The sequence below is a fragment of the Achromobacter sp. UBA4530 genome, assembly GCF_002388205.1.
GTDB lineage: Bacteria > Pseudomonadota > Gammaproteobacteria > Burkholderiales > Burkholderiaceae_B > Achromobacter > Achromobacter animicus.
Genome location: NZ_DGMA01000003.1, coordinates 69618 through 89781, shown reverse-complemented (window position 1 = coordinate 89781; position 20164 = coordinate 69618). Strand labels below are relative to the sequence as shown.

Below are 20164 nucleotides of genomic sequence, written 5' to 3'. Positions count from 1 at the left end.
CATGGATTGCGCGTGTCGGGCATGGCAGCCCGACACGCGCAATCCATGCGACCGTGCCACCGACGCCCGGGCGGTGACCCGGCGCAAAACAATCACGCGCCCGCCGCCCGGACGGGCATCACGCGAGGAGACACCATGAACGACAACACCCTGCTGCCCGCCGACCTGCCCGACGCCCTGTTGGTGGGCCGCGTCTGGCGCCCCGATCCTGCCGGCGGACCCAGCGTGGTCGTTGTCCGTGCGGGCGAGGTGATCGATATCACCGCCACGGCGCCGACCGTATCCGACCTGCTGGACCATCCCGACCGCGTGGCCGTGGCGCGCGAGGCCAAGGGTGAGTCCCTGGGCGACGCGCACGCCCTCATGGCGGCCACGCTGCAAGGCGCCGACGGCCCGCGCCTGCTGGCGCCGTGCGATCTGCAGCCCGTAAAGGCGGCGGGCGTCACCTTTGCCATCAGTCTGCTGGAACGCCTGATCGAGGAAGAGGCGGGCGGCGACGCCGGCCGCGCGGAGGAAATCCGCGTGCGGATGCAGGCGCTGATCGGCTCGGATCTGTCCCGGCTGCGCCCGGGATCGCCCGAAGCCATCCGCCTGAAAGCCGAAATGATCGAGCGCGGCCAGTGGTCGCAATATCTGGAAGTGGGCATTGGCCCCGACGCTGAAGTCTTTTCCAAGACACCGCCCATGGCCTCGGTGGGATTCGGCGCGCGGATCGGCGTGCTGCCGGAATCGCAGTGGAACAACCCCGAGCCGGAGATCGTGCTGGCGGTCGACAGCCGGGGCGAAGTGGTGGGCGCCACCTTGGGCAACGACGTGAACCTGCGCGACATCGAAGGCCGCAGCGCGCTGCTCCTGACCAAGGCCAAGGACAACAACGGGTCCTGCGCCATCGGTCCGTTCATCCGGCTGTTCGATGGCGGCTTCACGCTGGACAGCGTGCGCGATGCCGACGTCTCGCTGCGCATCGAAGGCCCCGACGGGTTCGAGCTGGACGGCGTCAGCCACATGCGCGAAATCAGCCGCGATCCGCTGGACCTGGTGCGCCAGACTTTTGGTGCGCACCATCAGTATCCCGACGGCTTCATGCTGTTCCTGGGCACCATGTTTTCGCCCTCCAAGGACCGCAAGGGGCCGGGCACCGGCTTCACCCACGTGACCGGCGACCGGGTCGTCATCGCCTCGGAGCGCCTGGGCGCGCTGGTCAATGAAGTGCAACTAGCCACCGAAATCCCGCCCTGGACGTTTGGCGTGCGCGCGCTTTACGCCAACCTGGCCGCGCGGGGGCTGCTGCCGTACGGGCGCTGAGCCCGCCGCTGGATCCGACCCGGGGCAGGGCCCGCGGCGCCGGGCCTTGCCGCTTGCGGCATGCGCGCCCGGAATTCCCGCGCACTCCCCGTATAATCCACGGTCGAATCCCCCGCCGACCGCTGGCGGGCCCAGCGGTAAGAGCCGTCACGCGGCTCGCTTCACACTTGTCGGATACGTCTTGAATCTCCCCGCGCTCATTGCCCCCATAGCTGACGATATGAAAGCCGTCGATGCGGTTATCCGCGAGCGGCTGAATTCCGATGTGGTTCTGATCCGCACGATCGGCGACTACATCATTGGAGCGGGCGGCAAGCGCATGCGCCCGGCCATGGTGCTGATGGTGGCGCGCGCCCTGGGCTACGAAGGCACCCATCACCAACTGCTGGCCGCCGTAGTGGAATTCATCCACACGGCCACGCTGCTGCACGACGACGTGGTGGACGAGTCCGACCTGCGCCGCGGGCGCGAAACCGCCAACGCCGTGTTCGGCAACGCGGCCAGTGTCCTGGTGGGCGACTACCTGTATTCGCGGTCGTTCGAGATGATGGTCGAGGCCGACTCGATGCGCATCATGAGCATCCTGTCCGAAGCCACCACCGTGATCGCCGAGGGTGAGGTGCTGCAGCTTCTGAACGTGCATGACCCGGACGTCTCGCAAGAGCGCTACCTGCAGGTGGTGCGCTACAAGACCGCCAAGCTGTTCGAAGCCGCCGCCCAGGTGGGCGCCGTGCTGGCGGGCGCCACGCCCGAGCAGGAGGCCGCCGCGGCCGCCTATGGCCGCCACGTGGGCACCGCGTTCCAGCTGGTCGACGACGTCCTGGACTACAGCGGCGACGCCGCCGCGCTGGGCAAGAACGTTGGCGACGACCTGCGCGAAGGCAAGCCCACGCTGCCGCTGATCCGTGTCATGGAAGTGGGTACGCCTGAACAACAGCAACTGATCCGCGACGCCATCAAGACGGGCGACGCCGACTTCGCTGCCGTGGCCGCCGCCATCCAGGCCACGGACGCGCTGGAACACGCCCGCCTGGCCGCCGTGGCCGAGGCAGATCGGGCCCGTGAAGCCCTTTCGATCTACCCCATTTCCCCTTTTCAAAATTCTCTGTTAGAATTCTGCGCTTTCGCGGTGAATAGAGATCGCTAGCAAAAAAGGCGGTTGGAAATTCACTGAGGTTGTACCAACCGGGTGGTCTGAGTGATCAGGCAGCCTGTAGCGAAAAAGCAGTAAAGAAAGTGCGGTGAAACGTTTAGTGGGTCTGAGCACCGCTAAATGAGTAGTCAAGATCGGGGCGTAGCTCAGCCTGGTAGAGTACTGCGTTCGGGACGCAGGAGTCGGAGGTTCGAATCCTCTCGCCCCGACCACTTCATGTGGTCGAGAATTCAAGAAGGTGTTTCCCGACACCTTCTGGCTGAAAGCCGGTATCGCGCAAGCGCTGCCGGCTTTTTTGCATTTGCGCGGATTGTTTTTACAAGAAGTGCAATGCAAGAGGTGCATTGCAAGAAGCGCATTGCAAGAAGCGCATTGCAAGAAGCGCCGCGTATCGCACAACCACCTGTTGTCTGCCATGTTGTCCACGGCCCGGCCATTTATTACCGGGCGATGAAAACCCAGGCATGTCTCGTGCTGATAATGGTGCGTGCTGATCCAGTTTGGTGCATCTTTTTTATATTGCCTGACGCAATTACTAAATAAGCTACCGATCTGGATAATGATTTTTCAGTTTGGTTAAACCAGACTAAGAAAAACGTCTTTTCATATTTGATTACATGAAACGACCGTCTCATGTTGCGGTTTGTGTAATGAATGTAATTTTTCTAGGGATTTCCCGGGTTTATTACGGGTTGTCCTGATTTATTTCCGCAGCAATAAAAATATTTAGCAAAAAGTTTGCTGCGCGACCCCTCTACGATGCCCAGGCTCGCCAACCGGATAGTTAACCGGGTACCGAGCCAAATTCATTTTTAGCAATACGTCCGCCCCTATACGGCAAGGGTATTTCGATTTCATGTCGAAGTGCTCGCTTCGGGGCGTCGATTTCTAGTGTCTGCGACACGACGAAAACAGTGAGGTCCCCCGTGGTAAAGAGAATCGCAGTGTGTGGCCTTGGATATGTCGGCCTGCCCGTGGCAGTGGCATTTTCCAGGCGCTTTGATGTCATCGGCTTCGACGTGGACAAGCGGAGAATCGCACGGCTGAAAGAGGGTGATGACTGGACTGGCGAGATCGAACGCGACGTATTGCTTGCCTCCCCCATGCAGTTCACCGACCAGTTGTCCGAACTGGAAGGCTGCGACTTTTTCGTAGTGGCTGTCCCGACGCCCGTCGACGAGAAAAACAATCCCGACTTTTCCCTGCTGGTTCGGGCGTGCCAGGCCATCGGCCCCGTGCTGCGCCCCGGCTGCATCGTGGTCTTCGAGTCGACCGTCCACCCCGGCGCCACCGAGGAAATCTGCGGCCCGGAACTTGAGAAGGCATCCGGCCTGCGCGCCGGCGTCGACTTCAAGCTGGGCTACAGCCCCGAGCGCATCAACCCGGGAGACCGGGAGCATCCGCTGGAGAAGATCGTCAAGATCGTGTCCGGCCAGGACGAGCAATCGCTGGAAGTGATTGCCGGCGTGTACGAGCAGATCATCGACGCGGGCGTGCATCGCGCCTCCTCGATCAAGGTGGCCGAAGCGGCCAAGGTGCTCGAGAACACGCAGCGCGACATCAACATCGCGCTCATGAACGAGATGTCCAAGATCTGCGATCTGGTCGGCATCCGCACCTCGGAGGTCCTGGCGGCCGCCGGCACCAAGTGGAACTTCCTGAAGTTCACGCCCGGACTGGTGGGCGGCCACTGCATTGGTGTCGACCCGTACTACCTCACGTCCAAGGCCCAGGAACTGGGCTATCACCCTGAAGTCATCCTGTCCGGCCGCCGCATCAACGACGGCATGGCCGCGCACGTCGCCTCGCGCCTGGTGCAGCAGCTTGCACGCAACGGCCGCCTGAATGCGACCACCCGCGTCGGCATCCTGGGCATGACCTTCAAGGAAAACGTGCCCGACATCCGCAACTCGAAGATCGTCGATCTGTACCACGCGCTTGGCCAGTACGGCATCACGCCGGTTGCGTGCGATCCGATGGTCGATCCGGAGCAGATGGAGCACGAGTACGGGATCAAGCTCGTCGACCGCGGCGACTTCCGCGACATGGACGTCCTGATCCTGGCGGTGCCGCACCGCGAAACCATGGAAACCATCTGGGAAGACCTGCCGCAGCTCGTCAAGAACGGCGGCATGGTCTGCGACTTGAAGTCGGTGCTGGATGCCAAGCGCCTCCCGGCCGACCTTTTGTACTGGACTCTCTAGTTCAGGCTCGTAATCCATCAATACAGGAGAGACCCTGAATGACCGCATTTACCATCGCTCCCATCGGAACCTGCCGCATCCACACGCCCCTGCGTGATGCCGTGGGCCGCTACCCGATCAAACTTCAGCTCGGCCGCAACTACGGATTCGTGCACACGGCCGCCGAAGCCCTCCAGCAGGCGCGCTTCATGTTCAGCCAGAGCGACATCCCGGCTGACGTGCAGCGCCTGATCTTCCGTCCGTCCAATGGCGAGCAGGCTCGCCAAGGCACGCACAAGCCGGCTGACCTGTACATGGTCGAGCTGTCCTCGCGCAAGCTGCTGACGATCGACGGCCATCCCATCCAGTCGAATTACCTGGTCCGCTACTTCAGCGAGTTCTTTGCCGACCGCACCCGCACCCGCGCGTTCTGGTCGATGGCCGTGGCCGACCGCCTGGCCGAGCGTCGCGCGCAGCTGGATCAGGATCCGGTCTTCAAGAGCCTGAACAATGAAGACCGGGACCTGCTCGCCCGCGTCGTCAAGCGCGACCAGACGGACGAGGAGATCGAGCAGGAGATGCGCCAGCTCGTCGAGCTGCTGGGCCGCGACAAGGTCGTGTTCGTCACCCACGTCAACGCCCACACCCCGGACAACGTGCCGATCGAACAGCGTCAGCAGCTGATCGCCGCCATCTCCGCCGCCGCGCAGCGCATCGGCGTGCCGTGCTATGACCCGACCCCGCTGATGAACAAGCTGGGCCAGGCCGACGCCATGGAAGACGGCGGGCTGGACCTGACCCACTACACGCCGGCCTTCGCCGAGCGCCTGTACACCGACTGGTACAAGAACTTCATCCGTCCGCGCATGAGCTCCTCGACCCCGCAGGTCTCGGTGCCCAAGCTGGGCGCGGAAGAAAGCGTCGAACGCATCGAGAAGCTGTGGGACTCGGGCGAGCTGCGCGAAGCCTCGCGCCGCGTGCGCGATGTGCTGCGCCGCTACCCCAGCCTGCCGGATCACGTCGTGCTCTTCGCGCGCATTCAGGAAGAACTGGGCGACTACGAGGGGTCGTTGGCCCTTCTGGGCAGCGCCGATGCGCTGTCCTCGGGCAGCAAGGCCGAGCAGATCCTGATGCGCAACCAGTTCAAGCTGGGCCGCTACGACGTGGCGTACTCGCTGGCCGCAGGCCTGCTGGGTGACGAGATCGAAACGCCGGAAATCGTCCGCATCGCGGCGGTGTCCGCCGGCCACCTGGGCTATGTGGACGAAAGCCTGGGCAACTGGAAGCAGCTGTTCCGCATCTCCGAACCGACCGACACGATGGCGGTGGAAGCGGCCGACACGGTGCTGTCCCTGCTGCAGACGGGCGGCGACATGGAAGCGGCGATCCGCTGGGTGCACGAAGTGCGCGCGGCGATCCCGAACTACGGCCGCGGCTTTGCCGTGCTGTGGCGCGACCGCCTGCTGGCAGGCGACCGCGACGCGCTGCGCGACCTGGCGGGCGAACAGCCCAAGCTGGAAGAGGGCGACGCGCTGGAGCTGGTCAAGGAAGCCTCGTGGCGCGGTTGCATCATGGCCGCGGCAACGCTGGCAGCCTCTTGCGGCCTGGCCAAGAGCGAGAACGAAGAGATCAGCGCATGGCTGCAATCGCAGTCCGCGACGTGGGCCGAGGAAGGCAACCGCGCCCTGGAAGAAGGACGTCTGCGCGACGCCGCCGAACGCATCTGCGCGCACCGCCTGCTCAATCCCGACGCGCTGGCCGGCGCCCGTGCACAGCGCGCCTTCGAACGCGCCATGCGCCTGGGCGTGCGTGCCGCGCTGGTGGCCGGCAACCACAAGGAAGTGATCGACCTGACCAACCTGGCCATCGACACCAACGTGGACTTCCCCGAACTGCACGCCATGCGTGGCCGCGCGGCTGACGCGCTGGGCGACAAGAAGACGGCGATGCGTCACCTGGAAGTGGCCGCCTCCGGCGATGCCGCTCCGTTCAGCGCCAAGCTGCACTTTGCCCGCGTTGCCTTCAATGGCGGCTGGTTCGGTGAAGCGATCGACGCGTACAAGGATGTGCTGGGTCATTCGGGCGCCGATCAAAGCGCCAAGGACGAAGCCGAACGCCAACTCGGCCGGCTCGGCCCGCGCGCCATCCGTGGCGCTCGCGAGATCCTGTCGAACGGCGATCATCAGGCCGCTTGGAAGCTGCTGGACCGCGTCGCGCAATCGTGGCCCGGCATGCCGGAAGTGGACCACGAAAAGCGCCGCATCCTGGCCTATCTGTACGCCGAAGCGCGCGCGCTGGAACCGTCCAGCACGACCGAGCGCCTGGCGCTGGGCGAACGCATCGTGTCGCTGGTGCCGGATGATCCCATCGGCCTGCGCCTGGCCGCGGTCGGCGCCATGCGTCTGCACCGCTTCGAACAGGCCCTGCCGTACTGGAAGCAGTTGCAGGAACGTTCCGAGAACCCGGCGCAGTACGACCACTACATCGAGCGCTGCCTTGTCTGGATCGAGAAGATCAACCGGAGAAAGGCAGCATGAATCCCCCTCTGATAACCGAGCGAGTGGACGCCAAGTCCGATCTTCAGCAAGTTCAAGCGCAGTTGGAGGAAATCGTTGCGGCATCGGGGCGGGTTCAAGTCGCTCAGGACAACCTGGCGCGGGCCAAGCAGCTTGCCCGCGATTACATGGAAGACTCGAAGGTCCGCTTCCTCCTGCTCCGCCTGCAGGAGTCGGCGGGCCTGAACGAGGGCATGGCCGAGCAGTGGGCCACGCTGCTCGAGGAGTGCCCGGATGACCTGCAGATCGTGCGCTACTGCGCGACGCGGCTGGTGAAGGAACGGCACCTGGACGAAGCCATGGCGCTGGTCGACCGTCACCTGCCGGCCGAGACGACGAATCCGGACCGCCTGTTTGCGCGGGCGAAGCTGCTGAGCGACATCCGCGCGCACGAGCAGTCGGACGCGCTGTTCCGGCGCCTGATCTCGCAGCACACGGATCGCAACATGCGCGTGGAGTTCGCCAAGCGCCTGCGCAAGCGCGGCCTGCTGGCCGACGCGTGGGACGCGATCGCGCCCGTGGCCAAGCACCTGACGCCCGGCAGCAAGGCGGCCGAACTGGCCGAGGGGCTGGCCAGCGACTACGCGTTCTATCAGCGCTTCGAAACCGAAGAGGGGCTGGTGGGCAAGGATGTGCGCATCGTGTCGATGAAGCACGCGATCCTGCACTTTCGCAACCGCAAGATTGCGGAAAGTACGCCGGACAAGCCCGTGTCGGTGGCGCTGGTCACCGGCAGCCTGGGACCGGGCGGCGCCGAGCGCCAGCTGACCCGTCTGGCGGGCGAGCTGACCCGCCTGGCCGCGTCCCCGGAACTGCAGCCGCCCGACATCCTGATGCGGCCCAAGAAGGTCGAGGTGCTGGTCAAGCAGCACACCGAGCCGTCCGGGTCGCCCAAGAAACAGGACGACTTCTTCCTGCCGGTGCTCATCAAGGCGCAGATTCCGGTCACGGAGATCAATCGCCTGCCGGCCATCTCGGTGGCGCACCAATCAGTGCCCGAAGGCAACCTGGGCCGCCTGCTGGAACAGCTGCCTCCGCCGGTGCACTACGGCGTGACGCGCCTGGCGCCGGTGCTGCGCGCCAACCGCTTCGACGTGGTGAGCCTGTGGCAGGACGGCACGTGCCTCTTTGGCGCCCTGGCGGCGCTGTTGGCCGGCACGCCGACGATCCACCTGGTGTTCCGCGGCCTGCCGCCGAACATCCGCAAAGACCGTTTCCGCGAAGAGTATCCCGAGCTGTTTCAGGCGCTGGCCCTCGTGCCGGGCGTGGTGTTCGTGAGCAACAGCCGCAAGGCCGCGGAAGCGTACGCCGAGTGGCTGGACCTGCCGCTGGAACGCTTCCACATCCTCTACAACGGCGTGCCGGATCTGGCGACCGATGCCTCGGACGCCGACAAGGCCAAGTGGGAAGCCTTCCACGAGCGCACCAAGGACGCCACCGAGACGATCGGCGGCGTGTTCCGCCTGGAGCCGGACAAGCGTCCGCAGCTCTTCATCAAGTTGGCGGCGCTTTACCTGAAGGAGCGGCCGCAAGCGCGCTTTTTCCTCGTGGGCGACGGACGCCTGCGCGAGAACATCGAGGCGCTGGCGCTGGAGCACGACGTGCTGGAGCGCCTGTTGCTGGTGGGGCTGTCGAATCACGTGGGCTTCTGGTATTCGAAGATGGACGCCAGCGTGCTGTTGTCGCGCTACGAAGGCCTGCCGAATGTGCTGATCGAGGCCCAGTTGTTGGGCGTGCCGGTGATTTCCACGCCGGCCGGCGGCGCGGAAGAGTGCTTTGTCGAGGACGAGACGGGCCACCTGCTCAGCTGCGTGGATCATCCCGACATGCACGAGGCCTGCGAGAAGGTCCTGAACATGGTGGACCAGGTGCGCAGCAATGCGGACATGCGGGCAAATAGCCGCCAGCGGGCGCAGAAGCTGTTCTCGCTGGACGCGATGCTCACGAAGTTCATGAGCATCTGCATGCCCGCCATGACCGAGTCCGAGAACGACGAGCGCATTGACGTTGCGCCCAAGCGCCTGATGCAGGCGTGACGGGTAGTTGCTCTTTTTAAAAGTGCTGAAGTTGAAGGAACCTATGCTAATGAACGTCCCGGCCCTGGGCGCGCGGCGCCATGCGACGCTTGCCATGCTGCTGCTTGCAGCGCTGACACTCACGGGTTGCCAGCTCCCACGGTCCGGCCCGATGCTTAGCGAAATGACAGGGGCTCACGATGACAAGGACGTCATCGTGATGCCCGTGTCGCGCGAACTCGCGCGAAAGAGCCGGGTGCCTGATGTGGCGGACTTTCCGGTGCGCTACCGCGATCTGACGCAGGCGGGTTTCGACAAGCTGGTGCCGGGTGACGGCATCAACGTGAAAGTGTGGGAACGCGGCGGTCTCGGCGTGTTCGCCGCGGACCCGTCGGGCGTCAGTGATCTGGGTAACCAGGACATCGACAGTGCCGGCAACGTTACGTTTCCCATCATCGGGAAGTTCCGCGCCGAGGGCCTGACGCTCGGCAAGTTGCATGACGCCATCGTGGCGCGCCTGAGCAAGCTCGTGGTCGGCGCCGACGTCAGCGTCACGCGCGCGGCCGATGCGCGCGGGCAGATGGTGACGGTGCAGGGCAACCTGACCAAGCCCGGTATGTATCCCATCACGCAGACCGCCCAGCGCCTGAGCAGCGCGCTGGCGCAGGCCGCGCCCGTGCAGACCAATCCCGAACAGCTCATCATCAGCCTGCGCCGCGACAGCCAGGTGGCCTCGGTGCGGCTGGCCGACATCTACCGCAACCAGAACAACGACATCCTGTTGCGCTCGGGCGATGTGATCACCGCCTACGACGCCAAGGAATTCCTGACCGTGCTCGGCGCGGCCGGCCAGCAGGGCCGCGTGGAAATCAGCAAGCGCAATTACAGCGTGCTGGACGCGCTGGCGGACTCGCGCGGCCTGGACGACAAGCTGGCCGATCCGCGTTCAGTGTTCCTGTTCACGCCCGCGCAAGCGGGGGCTGAAGGCAAGCCGGACTTGCTGCCCGTCGTGTACCAGTTCGACCTCACGCGGCCGGAGCAGGTGGCGCTGGCCCGCGAGTTCACGGTGCATGAAGGACAGGCCATCTACATCTCGGATGCGCCGTTCACGCAGGTGCAGAAGGTGCTGTCGGCCTTCCGCGTCACGATGAGCGCCGGCTTCAGCGCCACGCGAGCCATCGACAGCGATTCGGGCGGCGGTTCGACCGGCGTTGCCCAATAACGCGTCCATGAGCAACGAGGATCGGATAAAGGGCTGGCGCTCGCGCCGGAAGGACAACAGCTACACGGTGGGGTCTGGCGTCGCCAACTGGCGGCTGGATCCGGCCGCGCTGTTCGAAGCCAAGGCCCCGCCGGGCGTGCTGTTCAAGCCGCTGCTAGCCCGCCTGCAGGGCGAGCCGCACGACTCCGTCGCGGCGCGGCGGGCGGTGTACGAGGCCGTGCAGGCGGAGCTGGACGCCGAGATCGTGCGCAGCCAGGTCGACGAGACCCTGGCGGACTTCTCCCGGCGGCGCCTGCGCATCATCGTGCGCCTGCTGGAGCAGGACATCCGCGCGGGCGTCGAGGTGTTTGCGCCGGGCTACATGCCGGTCAAGCTGGTGGCCGAGGATGAGCGGCTGGCGGTCGCGCATGCCCGCCGCGTGGAACGTCGCAAGCAGGAAGAGGCGCGTGAAGCGCGCCGCCATGCGTCACGCAACGACATCGCGCTGGAGATCGAGGTTGCGCAGAGCGAAGCGGGTGATCTCGCGATCCTGCGCGACCGGCTGCGCTCCCTGCATAAGGGGCATTCGGAGGACACCGCCGGCCATCGGCCGATCGGCCGCACGCTGATGGCGATGTTCATCTACCAGCTGCGCGTGATGCACGGCGAAAGCCGCATCGCGCTGGTGTGGGCGCTGGTCGGCCCTGTCGTGCTGCTGACCCTGATTTCGTCGCTGTACATCCTGATGGGCACGCACTACATCCTGGGAATGGACGTGCAGACGTTCTCGCTGTTGGGCGCGACGACCTGGATCATGTTCCGTCAGATCGCGTTCCGCAGCAGTACGGCGTATGTCTCGGCACGCGGCCTGCTGAATTTCCAGGGCGTCACGCCGCTGATGTGCGCGCTGGTGCAGGCCATGATCTACGTATCGGTGTATGTGGTGGTGTTTGGGGTGCTGATCACCGCGGGCCATGCGATCGGGCTCATCACGCTGCCCAAGAGCTGGGCCGGCTTCATTCTTTTTGTGGTCCTGATGGGCGTGGCGGGCGCGGCGATGGGGGTGCTGTTCGGGTCGATTGCGACCTACTGGCACTTCTTCCTGCGGCTGGCGCCGATCATCGAGCGCTTCCTGCAGATTTTCGCGGCGGTGTTCTTCGTGTCGGAGCAGTTTCCCGAGCAATTGCGGCCGTGGATGCTGTGGTCGCCTCTGGCGCACGGCATGCAGTTGCTGCGCTCGGCGTACTTCCATGCGTACGAGTCGCACGATGCCAGCCTGGGTTACTTCCTGACCTCGCTGGTGTTCATGATGGTGATCGCGCTGGTGGCAGAGCGCCTGGCCCGTCCCAACGTTCAGCCAATGTGAGGGTGAAAGATGATCCATCTCAATGGCGTAACCGACGAACCCTATTCCTTCGGCAGCAGGCAGCCGCTGCTGGCCAACGCTACGCTCGACATCCCGGCGGGGCGCTATGCGCTGCTGTCGCCCGCGCCGGAGATGCACCGCCAGCTGGTGGACGTGCTGTGCTGTCTGCGTCCGCCGCGGCAGGGCTTCGTCAAGCACGACGGCAATGTGTCGTGGGCGATCGGCCGGCAGGGCTTCATCCGCGGCAAGGCCAGCGGGCTGTCCATGATCGATTTCGTCAGCGAAATGTACGAGATCGACCCCGACGCCACGTATGAACTGGTCGCGGACCTGATCAGCGATCCGAAGATGCTGGCCAAGCCCATGGAGCATTGGCCGCTTTATGTGCGGCAGGAGTTTTCGTTCGCGCTGGCGCTGGCGCCCGCGTTCGATGTCTACGTGATCGAAGGGAGCATCCCCTTCGAGCCCTGCCGTTTCACCCGGCTCTGGCTGGCGCTTTTTGAAGAGCGCCTGGTCGGCCGGACACTCATTTTTTCCAGTTATCGCCAGAATCAGTTGGCGGATTATTGCTTCAAAGGCTTGATCTATGAACGAAGCGCGCTCAGCATCGACGACGACCTCGACCAGTGCCTCCGCAGGTATCCCCCGCGACGATCACGGAGCGACTCCGGCACAGGCGACGACGTCCTCGGAGGCGGCTTCGACGAAGGCCAACTCGGGTTCTGACGGCGGCTCCGAGATCGAACGCCGCCGCCGCGAACGGCAGTCGGCCCTGCGCGAGCGCCGCCGCCATCGCTGGATCAACGCGGTGATCGTACTGGTGCCGGTGGTGCTGGCGGTGATCTACCTGTTGATCGTCGCCACGCCGCGCTATGAGGCGGAGTCGCGGTTTTTCGTGCAGTCGGCGTCCGGCCAGCAGGGCGGTGGCGGCGCAGCCGCCAGTCTGCTCACGACGGGCAACTCGGGCGGCATGCTCGGCGGATTTGTCGATGGCTGGGCAGTTGCGGACTTTCTGAAGTCGCGCGACAGCATGCAGCAGCTGGACAAGAAGGTCGGTCTGCGCCGCTATCTGATGAACGATGGGCTGGACCCGTTCAACCGCCTGGCCGAGGATTCCAGCGAAGACGATCTGTACCGCGCCTATCAGGCGTCGGTGCACGTGTCGTTCAACGCGCTGGAGCAGATCGACGTGCTGCGCGTCAGCGCGTTCTCGTCGGAAGACGCGGCCACGCTGTCCCGGGAGCTGATCGGCCTGGCCGAGCAGTTCGTCAGTTCGATGAACGAGAAGGGCGTGGCGGACAAGCTGAAGGTGAGCGAAGAGTCGGTCAAGTTTGCCGAGGAAAAGGCGCTGGCGGCGCGCGATGCGCTGACGACGTGGCGCACCAAGCACGGCAACATCGACCCCAGCGCGACGGTGTCGATGCTGCTGAACCTGTCCAGCCAGCTTGAAGGCGAGCTGAGCACCGCGCAGATCAATCTGGACAAGATCCGCGCGCTGGATAACAAGGACCATTTCATGCTCAAGCCTGCGCAGATGCAGGTGACGGCCCTGAAAAAGCGGCTGGCATCCGTGCGTCAGCGCCTGAGCGGCGACGGCAACACGGAAGCCAAGCAACTGAAGGAATATGAGGCGCTGCGCAATGCCCAGGTGTTTGCGGATTCCAACCTGACGCTGGCGCAGCAGTCGTACCAGCAGGCGATGACGGACGCGCTGCGCCTGCAGCGGTATCTGTCGATCATCGCGCAGCCGGTGCCGACGGATCGGCCCAGCAGCCCGCGCACCGGCATCCTGCTGTTGCAAGCGCTGGCACTGGGATTTGTGCTCATGTTCATCGCTCGCGTCGCGATGGCTTTGTTGAGGGGGCTGCGTCATGGTTGATACGGTCATCGAAAGCCGCCGGCCGGACGCCGGCGCCGAACCGCAGGACGCCACGGCGCGCCTGCGCGAGGTCATCGGACAGATCCGCGCGTCGGCAGACCCGGCGAGCGGCATGGCCGCGCTGGAACCGGCGCTGCGCCCGGCCAAGGACGGCTGGCGCGAGGTCCGGCGGCTGCTGGTCTCGCCCGACGTGAAGGAGGGCAAGCTGGCCTCTGCCATCGCGGCGCTGGAAACGCTTGTTGCGGTGTATCCCGCGCGGGTGGACGACAGGCGCCTGCTCGCCAGTCTGCTCGGCCGCCTGGAGCAGTGGGACAGGGCGATCGCCGAAGCCGATGCCGCCGCCGGCATCGAGCCCGGCAATGCGTCGCTGCATGCCGCGCGCATCCAGATGCGTGTGCAGGCGGGACGCGTGCCCGAGGCGGCGGAAGTCGCCCGCACGACCCTCCCGCTGGCGCAGAGCGCGCCCGAAGACGCTTATGCGTGGATGATGGCCTTCGTGCGCAATGGGGACGTCGCCGAAGCCTCTGGCATCGCGGCGTCGCTGGATCCGGACAAGCTGCCCAATGAACGCGTGGCGACGATGGCGGTACGCGCATTGCTGGCCGACGGCCGCACTGCGGCTGCAATCCGTCTGGGCGACGGCGCGCTGCGCGCGGGCCAGGATTGCGCGGCGCTGCGATCGTCGCTGGGGCTGGCGCATCTGCGGCGCGGCACCGAAGACGATCGCAAGACCCATGCGCTGACGCACTTCGAGGCCGGCCTGCAGGCCGCGCCCGACGATGTGCGGCTGCTGACGCTGCACGGCGAAACCCTGCTGCGCGCCGGACGCTACAAGGATTCCGTGGCGCCCTTGGCGCGCGCCATCGAACTGGCGCCGGATCTTGAGCAGACGCGGGGCCTGTACGCCCGCGCACTGCGCTACACCTTGCAGTACGACGCGGCGGCCGAGCAGATGATGTTCCTGCTGAAGAAGTCGCCGGACAACTTGCTGTGGCAGCGGTCCGCCATTGGCGCGCTGTCGCAGGCCGGGCGCAAGGAAGAGGCCGAGGCGCTGTTCGAGCAATACGTCGCCAAGCGTGGCGCGCGGCTGCCGGAGACCTTCCAGGAAGCGTTGGCGCGCATGGAAGAACAGCTCGACACCGCGCCGATTCCGCAGGCGCGGCTGGACTGGGCCTGGTCGATGCGCGGCGACACCAGCATCGATCGCGCCACGTGGGAACGCCGCGCGCGTTGGGGCCACATGATCGACCATCTGCTGTTCGACTGGCTCGAATGCCGCGAGGAGCGCGTCGAAGAAGCGATGGCCATGCTGGGTGAGCTCGATACCGGCGAGCGCTTCTTCGCGCCGCTGCTTGCCGCCGGCCGCGGCGTCGTGGTCGCCACCGCCCACGTCGGGCCGATGTATGCGGGCCTGATGGCGCTGGAACTGGTCGGCATTCCGTCGCGCTGGCTGGCGTCGGCGCCCAGCATCGCCCGCAGCAGTTACGCCGAGGCGCTGATCTCGACGGCCGACCAGACCGAGGCGCAGGTCGCCAAGGCCTGCATGCGCGCGATCAACTCGGGCTTTGTGCTGTGCCTGGCCATCGACGGCGCGGCGAATCCCGCCGCGCCGCGCACGACCTTCGAAGGCCAGGACGTCACGTATTCCGGATTCGCGGCGCATCTGGCGCACCGGATGGGTGTGCCGTCGGTGTTCTACGCGCCCCGCTGGGAGAACGGGCAGGTGGCCTACACGCTGGAAATGCTGCCGGCCGCCAATCCCGGCGAGGACGCGGACGCGTACGCGCTGCGCTGGCAAAAGGCGTACTTTGAACGGCTGCGCGAGCATCTTGCCGGCCCGCCGGAGAACCTGCGGTTAAGCGGCGGCATCTGGCGCCATGTGACGGCGGCGGATCCGTCCGCGTGAAATTTGAGGGAGCGGTTGCGATGCGACTTCGAAAGACAGTGATGGTGTGGCTGCTGACGCTGACCGGCTTGTATGGCGGGGCAGCGGCAGCAAGCGGGCAATGCGCGGCGCCCGATGAACACTGCCCGTTCGTAGCCAGCTTGCTGGCGCAGCGCGAAGGATATGGCGCCAAAGCCACGGGCGGTCTGGGCGGCAAGTTCATCGAGGTGACCTCGGACCAGGACGCCGGACCCGGTACGCTGCGCGCCGCGCTGGCACAGGCCCGCAAGGGACCGGCATGGATACGCTTCGCGTCCGACATGACGATCGTCCTGAAAACCCAGTTGCGTGTTCCGTCCAACACGACCATTGACGGCCGCGGCAAGCGTGTCGCCCTGATCGACGACGGCCTGGGCGTGTACGGCGCGAAGAACGTCATCCTGACGCATCTGACAATCGACGGGCGGCTCACGCGGCTTACGCAGGCCGTGAATGTGGCCAATGACAGCCGCGATGTGTGGGTCGACCACATGGACCTGTCGCGGATGTCGGACCGCCTGCTGAACGTGAAGAACGGCTCGACCGACGTGACGATCTCGTGGACGAAGTTCCACAACTCGAACAAGGTCATGCTGCTGAACAACATCACGTCCAAGAATCTCTTCCAGAACTACGAGCGCGATTCGATTGCGCGCGTGACGCTGCATCACAACTATTTCTTCAACACCGTGCAGCGCAATCCGCGCGCGCAGTTCGGCACCTTCCACCTGTTCAACAACCTGCTCGAAAACTGGGACTTCTACGGCATGAGTTTCAGCCTGGAGGCCAAGGCGCTGGTCGAAGGCAACATCTTCAACAACGACGCGCAGCGCAAGTGCGTCGAGCCCGAGTTCTACCCTACGGTGGAAGGCATCAACGTCAACTACTGCCGCTACATCCCGATTGCGCCGGCACGCAGCGCACTGGACAACGGCGACTCCGATCGCGGCGCCTATGAAAAGCGCAAGGCGGATCACGGCTACACCCGCGATTTCAAGGCCTTTCTGCGGTTGAAGGACAACCTGTATCTGGGCGATGCCAAGCCGGTGCTCAAGGACTATCGCCCCGAGTCGGCGCCGACGCCGTCTTACTGCTACGGCTACGAGAAAGCGACGCCCGAGCTGGCCGAGAAGATTCGCAAATTTGCCGGTAATACGTCGGGCGATACACCCTTGCCGGCAACGCGCACCGGCGCGGGTTGCCCGGGCTGAGGTATGCTCGTCCCCGCGCTGATTTTGTAGTTTTCTGATTGTGCGCATTTCCACAAGAAATCAGGATTTCTTGCGTGATTTCATCAGGTGAGGAACCATGTCCGACATCGTCGTATTCGTTCGTAACAAAGCACGCTTTGGCGACCAGATTGTGGCGTTTCCTGCGCTGTACCAGGTCAAGAAACTGTGGCCGGACAAGCGTGTCCGCGTTGTCTCGCGGTTTGACGTGGAGGCCTTCTATACGCAGCTGCCATGGGTGGATCAGTTCGTCCGCGCAGAAGCATTCGGCGATCAGGTCAAGGCGCTGCCCCCACGCGCCAGCGCGTCGTTGACGCTGCATCATTCCAGCGAGCGCTTTGCGCTCATCAACCTGCTGCGCCGGCCCAAGTTGCGGCTGGGCTTCAGCAACCGCCGGCTCGGCGACTGCGTCTGGACGCACTCCCACGCCAAGGACATCCGCGAATACATCGGCCTGGCAAACCTGCGGCTGCTGTCCACGCTGCAGGAACACGATCCCGAAGCGATTGCGCGCCAGTGCTTCGTCGAAATCGGCCGACCCTGTGCGGGCAAGGTGCAGCCGGCCGACATCGTCCTGATTCCGGGCGGCGGCGCCGGGCAGTTCAAGCGGTGGTCGCTGGATCATTATGTTGCGCTGGCCGACCTGCTGCAGGCGCGGCTGGGCGGCACCGCCAATTTCACGTTTGTCCTGGGTCCGGCCGAAGCGGCCGAGCGCCAGCGCCTGAAAGACATGAATCGGCCGGACTTCCGCCTGGAATGCTCCCGCTCCGTGGCCGAGCTGGTCGCACTGATGCAGGACGCGCGGCTGATCGTCTCCAACGACTGCGGCCCTTCGCATATCGCGCAGGGGCTTTGCGTGCCCTACGTGGGCGTGTTCAACGAATCGAATCCCGAATGGTTCTGGGCGCGCGATTACACCCGCGACGTCGTGCCGGAAGCAGGATCGAAAGCGATCAATTCGATTCATCCGGGGCGCGTGTTCGAGGCGTGCATGGCGGTGCTGGCCCGGTAGCGGTCTGACGCGGCCCGCCAATGAAAAGCAGCCACCCGATCCGGGTGGCTGTTGTCTTTCGGCGTTCAGGGTGAGCGGGTCACCCCGGACGTCATGTCATCACACCCCGATCGGACCGCCGTCGGCACGACGGATCACCACCGTCGACGAACGCGGGCGGACGACGCCCGTGGTGGCGGTGGTTGCATCTTCCGTGTCGTAGGCCGGCCAGTTCACCGGGTGCTGGATGTTCAGGAAGATGCTGGTGTAGTCCGGCGTGAAGGCAAAGCCCGTGACTTCGGCTTCGTTCGGGCCGACAAAGAAGCGGCGCAGGTCGGCCTGGTTGGTCGCGTTGATGGCCGGGCCCGTGCCGGTGCTGTCGGCCAGCGCGCCGGGGATCACGGCCAGCATCTGGTCGTTGGTCGCCTTGGCCACGTTGTTGTTGCGGCCGCCGTCGATGCCGTTGTCGGTCTGGATCCACAGGATGCCGCGCGGGTCGATGCCGATGCCGTCCGGGCTGGCCAGCTGGTTCAGCGTGGTCAGGCCGGAACGGTTGGTGTCGGCGTCGGCGCCGGCGTCGGAGCCAAACACGAAGATGTCCCACTTGAACTTGGTCGAGCCCGGCTCGTCGTGCCAGCGCACGATGTGACCGTTGACGTTGTTCAGGCGCGGATTGGCCGGGTTGGTGCCGCGGCTGGCGTTGCGGCTGGAGTTGTTCGTCAGCGTCAGGTAGATGTCGCCGTTGGTCGGGTGCGTGGCCGTCCATTCCGGGCGGTCCATCGGCGTGGCGCCGACGAAGTCCGCGGCGCCGCGGGTGTTGATGATGATGTTTTCGAGGCTGCCGAACTCATCGGCCAGCGTGCGGCCGCCGGCGCCCACGGTCGTGCCGGTGAGCGCGATCCATTGGCCCGTGCCATCGGCGTCAAAGCGCGCGACGTACAGCGTGCCCTTGTCCAGGTACTTCGCGCCCACCGCGAGACGGTCGGTGCGCTCGGCGTCCTTCGGATCCCACACGGCTTCCGACACGAAGCGATAGATGTATTCAAAGCGCGAATCGTCGCCGCTGTAGAAGGCGAGCGGCTTGCCGGCTTCGGGCAGGCCGTAGGCGCAGCCCTCGTGCGCGAAGCGGCCCAGCGCGGTGCGCTTGGTGGCGATGCTGTTCTCGTTGTAGGGATCGATTTCGACCAGGTAGCCGAAGCCGTTGATCTCGTTGCGATAGTCCTGCGTGAAGTCGGCGCCGGTCTCGGTGATGTTGAAGCGCGCGAACTCGCCCTGGACTTCCAGCGGGTCGTTGGCGCCCGTTTCCCATTCGTAGCGGCCCTTGTCGTTCGGCACGCCGACGCGCTGCTGGTGCGCGGGACGCGTGCCGGTGTTCACGAAGCACGCGGCCCAGTTTTCTTCGGCCGTGATGTACGTGCCCCACGGGGTGTAGCCGTTGCCGCAGTTGTTGTTGGTGCCGCGCACCATCGTGCCGTTGGGCGAGTACGGGGTCTTGACCCAGTCCGTGCCGCCGACGGGGCCGGCCAGTTTCATCGGCGTGGCCGACGTGAAGCGGCGGTTGTAGCGCGAGTTGTGAACGATGGTCCAGCGGCCGTTCTCAAGGCGCACGTGCAGGATTGCGACGCCGTGCGCGTTGATTTCCTTGCGGATTTCCTCGATGGGGCGCTTGCCGGCGAGGGTGGTCGCGCCGTTCGGGTGCAGCGCCTTCTGGTCGATGTATTCGTGGTTGACCGCCAGCAGGCCCTCGGTGGAGCTGCCGTTGATCGGGAAGAAGTGCATGCCGTCGTGGTGCATGCCGGTGGAGTTCAGCAAGTCAGTCGAGCTGTTGTTGCCGTTGCGGTCCCACGGATTCGCGTTGTCGTTGAACGGCGTGCCCCACGGTGCGAACACATGGGCGATGTAGCCGGCCGGCACGACACAGGCGTCGGTCATGGAGGTGGGCAGGGACTCGAAGCCCAGCTTGACCGGGGCCGGCGCCGGAGGCGTCTCCGTGCCGGGCTGTTCCGGCGCGGGGTTCTGGCCACCGTTGCCGGCATCGTCGTCATCGTCGTCGCTGCCATTACAGCCGGCAAGACCGAGGCTGGTCATCGTCGCGAACGCAGCGGCGATACCGCCGCGCATCACCATGCGGCGGGACATGTTCTTTTCGAGAATCTCGCTGAACGGGGTGCTCTTGCTGGGATTGCGGACGGTCTTGTCGGAGATGGACTTGCTCATTTGAACTCCTGGCTTTGGGTCTGATGCCCGATGGGGACGAGCAATACTAGAAGTCCGAAATGAAAGGTTAATGACAGATGACTGAAACCTGTTGCGCCTGCGCCATCTTGTCCAAAACAAAAGGCTGACGCCGCGTGCGCGGGCGT

The 20164-nt window shown here is 65.0% G+C and carries 14 protein-coding genes and 1 tRNA gene; 14 read left to right on the top strand and 1 reads right to left on the bottom strand.

Annotated elements, in window-relative coordinates:
• Positions 1-135: 135 nt before the first annotated feature.
• The 14 genes from B2W22_RS02375 to B2W22_RS02310 all read left to right on the top strand — a co-directional run bounded on the left by B2W22_RS02375 (position 136) and on the right by B2W22_RS02310 (position 17822).
• Complete coding sequence (locus tag B2W22_RS02375; RefSeq protein WP_175122095.1) at positions 136-1305, top strand: fumarylacetoacetate hydrolase family protein; 1170 nt, start codon at positions 136-138, stop codon at positions 1303-1305.
• A 181-nt stretch (positions 1306-1486) separates the two neighbouring features.
• On the top strand, positions 1487-2452 hold the full coding sequence (gene ispB, locus B2W22_RS02370) for an octaprenyl diphosphate synthase (RefSeq protein ID WP_063952160.1): 966 nt from the start codon (positions 1487-1489) through the stop codon (positions 2450-2452).
• Between the two features lie 141 nt (positions 2453-2593).
• Positions 2594-2670: transfer RNA gene (locus tag B2W22_RS02365), tRNA-Pro, on the top strand.
• Between the two features lie 4 nt (positions 2671-2674).
• The gene (locus B2W22_RS02360) at positions 2675-3001 is read left to right on the top strand and encodes a hypothetical protein (RefSeq protein ID WP_175122097.1); all 327 of its coding nucleotides are present in this window, start codon (positions 2675-2677) and stop codon (positions 2999-3001) included.
• A gap of 401 nt (positions 3002-3402) precedes the next feature.
• Positions 3403-4662, top strand: a complete 1260-nt coding sequence (locus tag B2W22_RS02355; protein ID WP_175122098.1) for a nucleotide sugar dehydrogenase — start codon at positions 3403-3405, stop codon at positions 4660-4662.
• A 38-nt stretch (positions 4663-4700) separates the two neighbouring features.
• The gene (locus B2W22_RS02350) at positions 4701-7178 is read left to right on the top strand and encodes a hypothetical protein (protein ID WP_286936065.1); all 2478 of its coding nucleotides are present in this window, start codon (positions 4701-4703) and stop codon (positions 7176-7178) included.
• The gene (locus B2W22_RS02345) at positions 7175-9232 is read left to right on the top strand and encodes a glycosyltransferase (protein WP_286936064.1); all 2058 of its coding nucleotides are present in this window, start codon (positions 7175-7177) and stop codon (positions 9230-9232) included. Before B2W22_RS02350 ends, B2W22_RS02345 begins: the two co-directional genes overlap by 4 nt.
• Positions 9233-9275: 43 nt before the next feature.
• On the top strand, positions 9276-10433 hold the full coding sequence (locus B2W22_RS02340; RefSeq protein ID WP_175122101.1) for a polysaccharide biosynthesis/export family protein: 1158 nt from the start codon (positions 9276-9278) through the stop codon (positions 10431-10433).
• 7 nt (positions 10434-10440) lie between these two features.
• Positions 10441-11778, top strand: a complete 1338-nt coding sequence (locus tag B2W22_RS02335) for an ABC transporter permease (protein WP_286936063.1) — start codon at positions 10441-10443, stop codon at positions 11776-11778.
• Positions 11779-11787: 9 nt separating this feature from the next.
• A complete protein-coding gene (locus tag B2W22_RS02330) occupies positions 11788-12504 on the top strand; it encodes a hypothetical protein (RefSeq protein WP_056559922.1) in 717 nt (238 codons plus the stop codon).
• A 121-nt stretch (positions 12505-12625) separates the two neighbouring features.
• Complete coding sequence (locus B2W22_RS02325) at positions 12626-13657, top strand: sugar ABC transporter (protein ID WP_175122775.1); 1032 nt, start codon at positions 12626-12628, stop codon at positions 13655-13657.
• A complete protein-coding gene (locus B2W22_RS02320) occupies positions 13650-15563 on the top strand; it encodes a tetratricopeptide repeat protein (RefSeq protein WP_286936062.1) in 1914 nt (637 codons plus the stop codon). Before B2W22_RS02325 ends, B2W22_RS02320 begins: the two co-directional genes overlap by 8 nt.
• Positions 15564-15583: 20 nt before the next feature.
• On the top strand, positions 15584-16792 hold the full coding sequence (locus B2W22_RS02315) for a pectate lyase family protein (protein ID WP_175122104.1): 1209 nt from the start codon (positions 15584-15586) through the stop codon (positions 16790-16792).
• Between the two features lie 97 nt (positions 16793-16889).
• Positions 16890-17822: a glycosyltransferase family 9 protein gene (locus B2W22_RS02310; protein WP_175122105.1), complete on the top strand. Its 933-nt coding sequence runs from the start codon at positions 16890-16892 to the stop codon at positions 17820-17822.
• Positions 17823-17921: 99 nt separating this feature from the next.
• On the opposite strand, the gene B2W22_RS02305 is transcribed toward B2W22_RS02310, so the two are convergent.
• Entirely contained in the window at positions 17922-20018 is a 2097-nt protein-coding gene (locus tag B2W22_RS02305; protein WP_286936060.1) for a PhoX family protein, read from the bottom strand.
• Between the last annotated feature and the right edge of the window lie 146 nt (positions 20019-20164).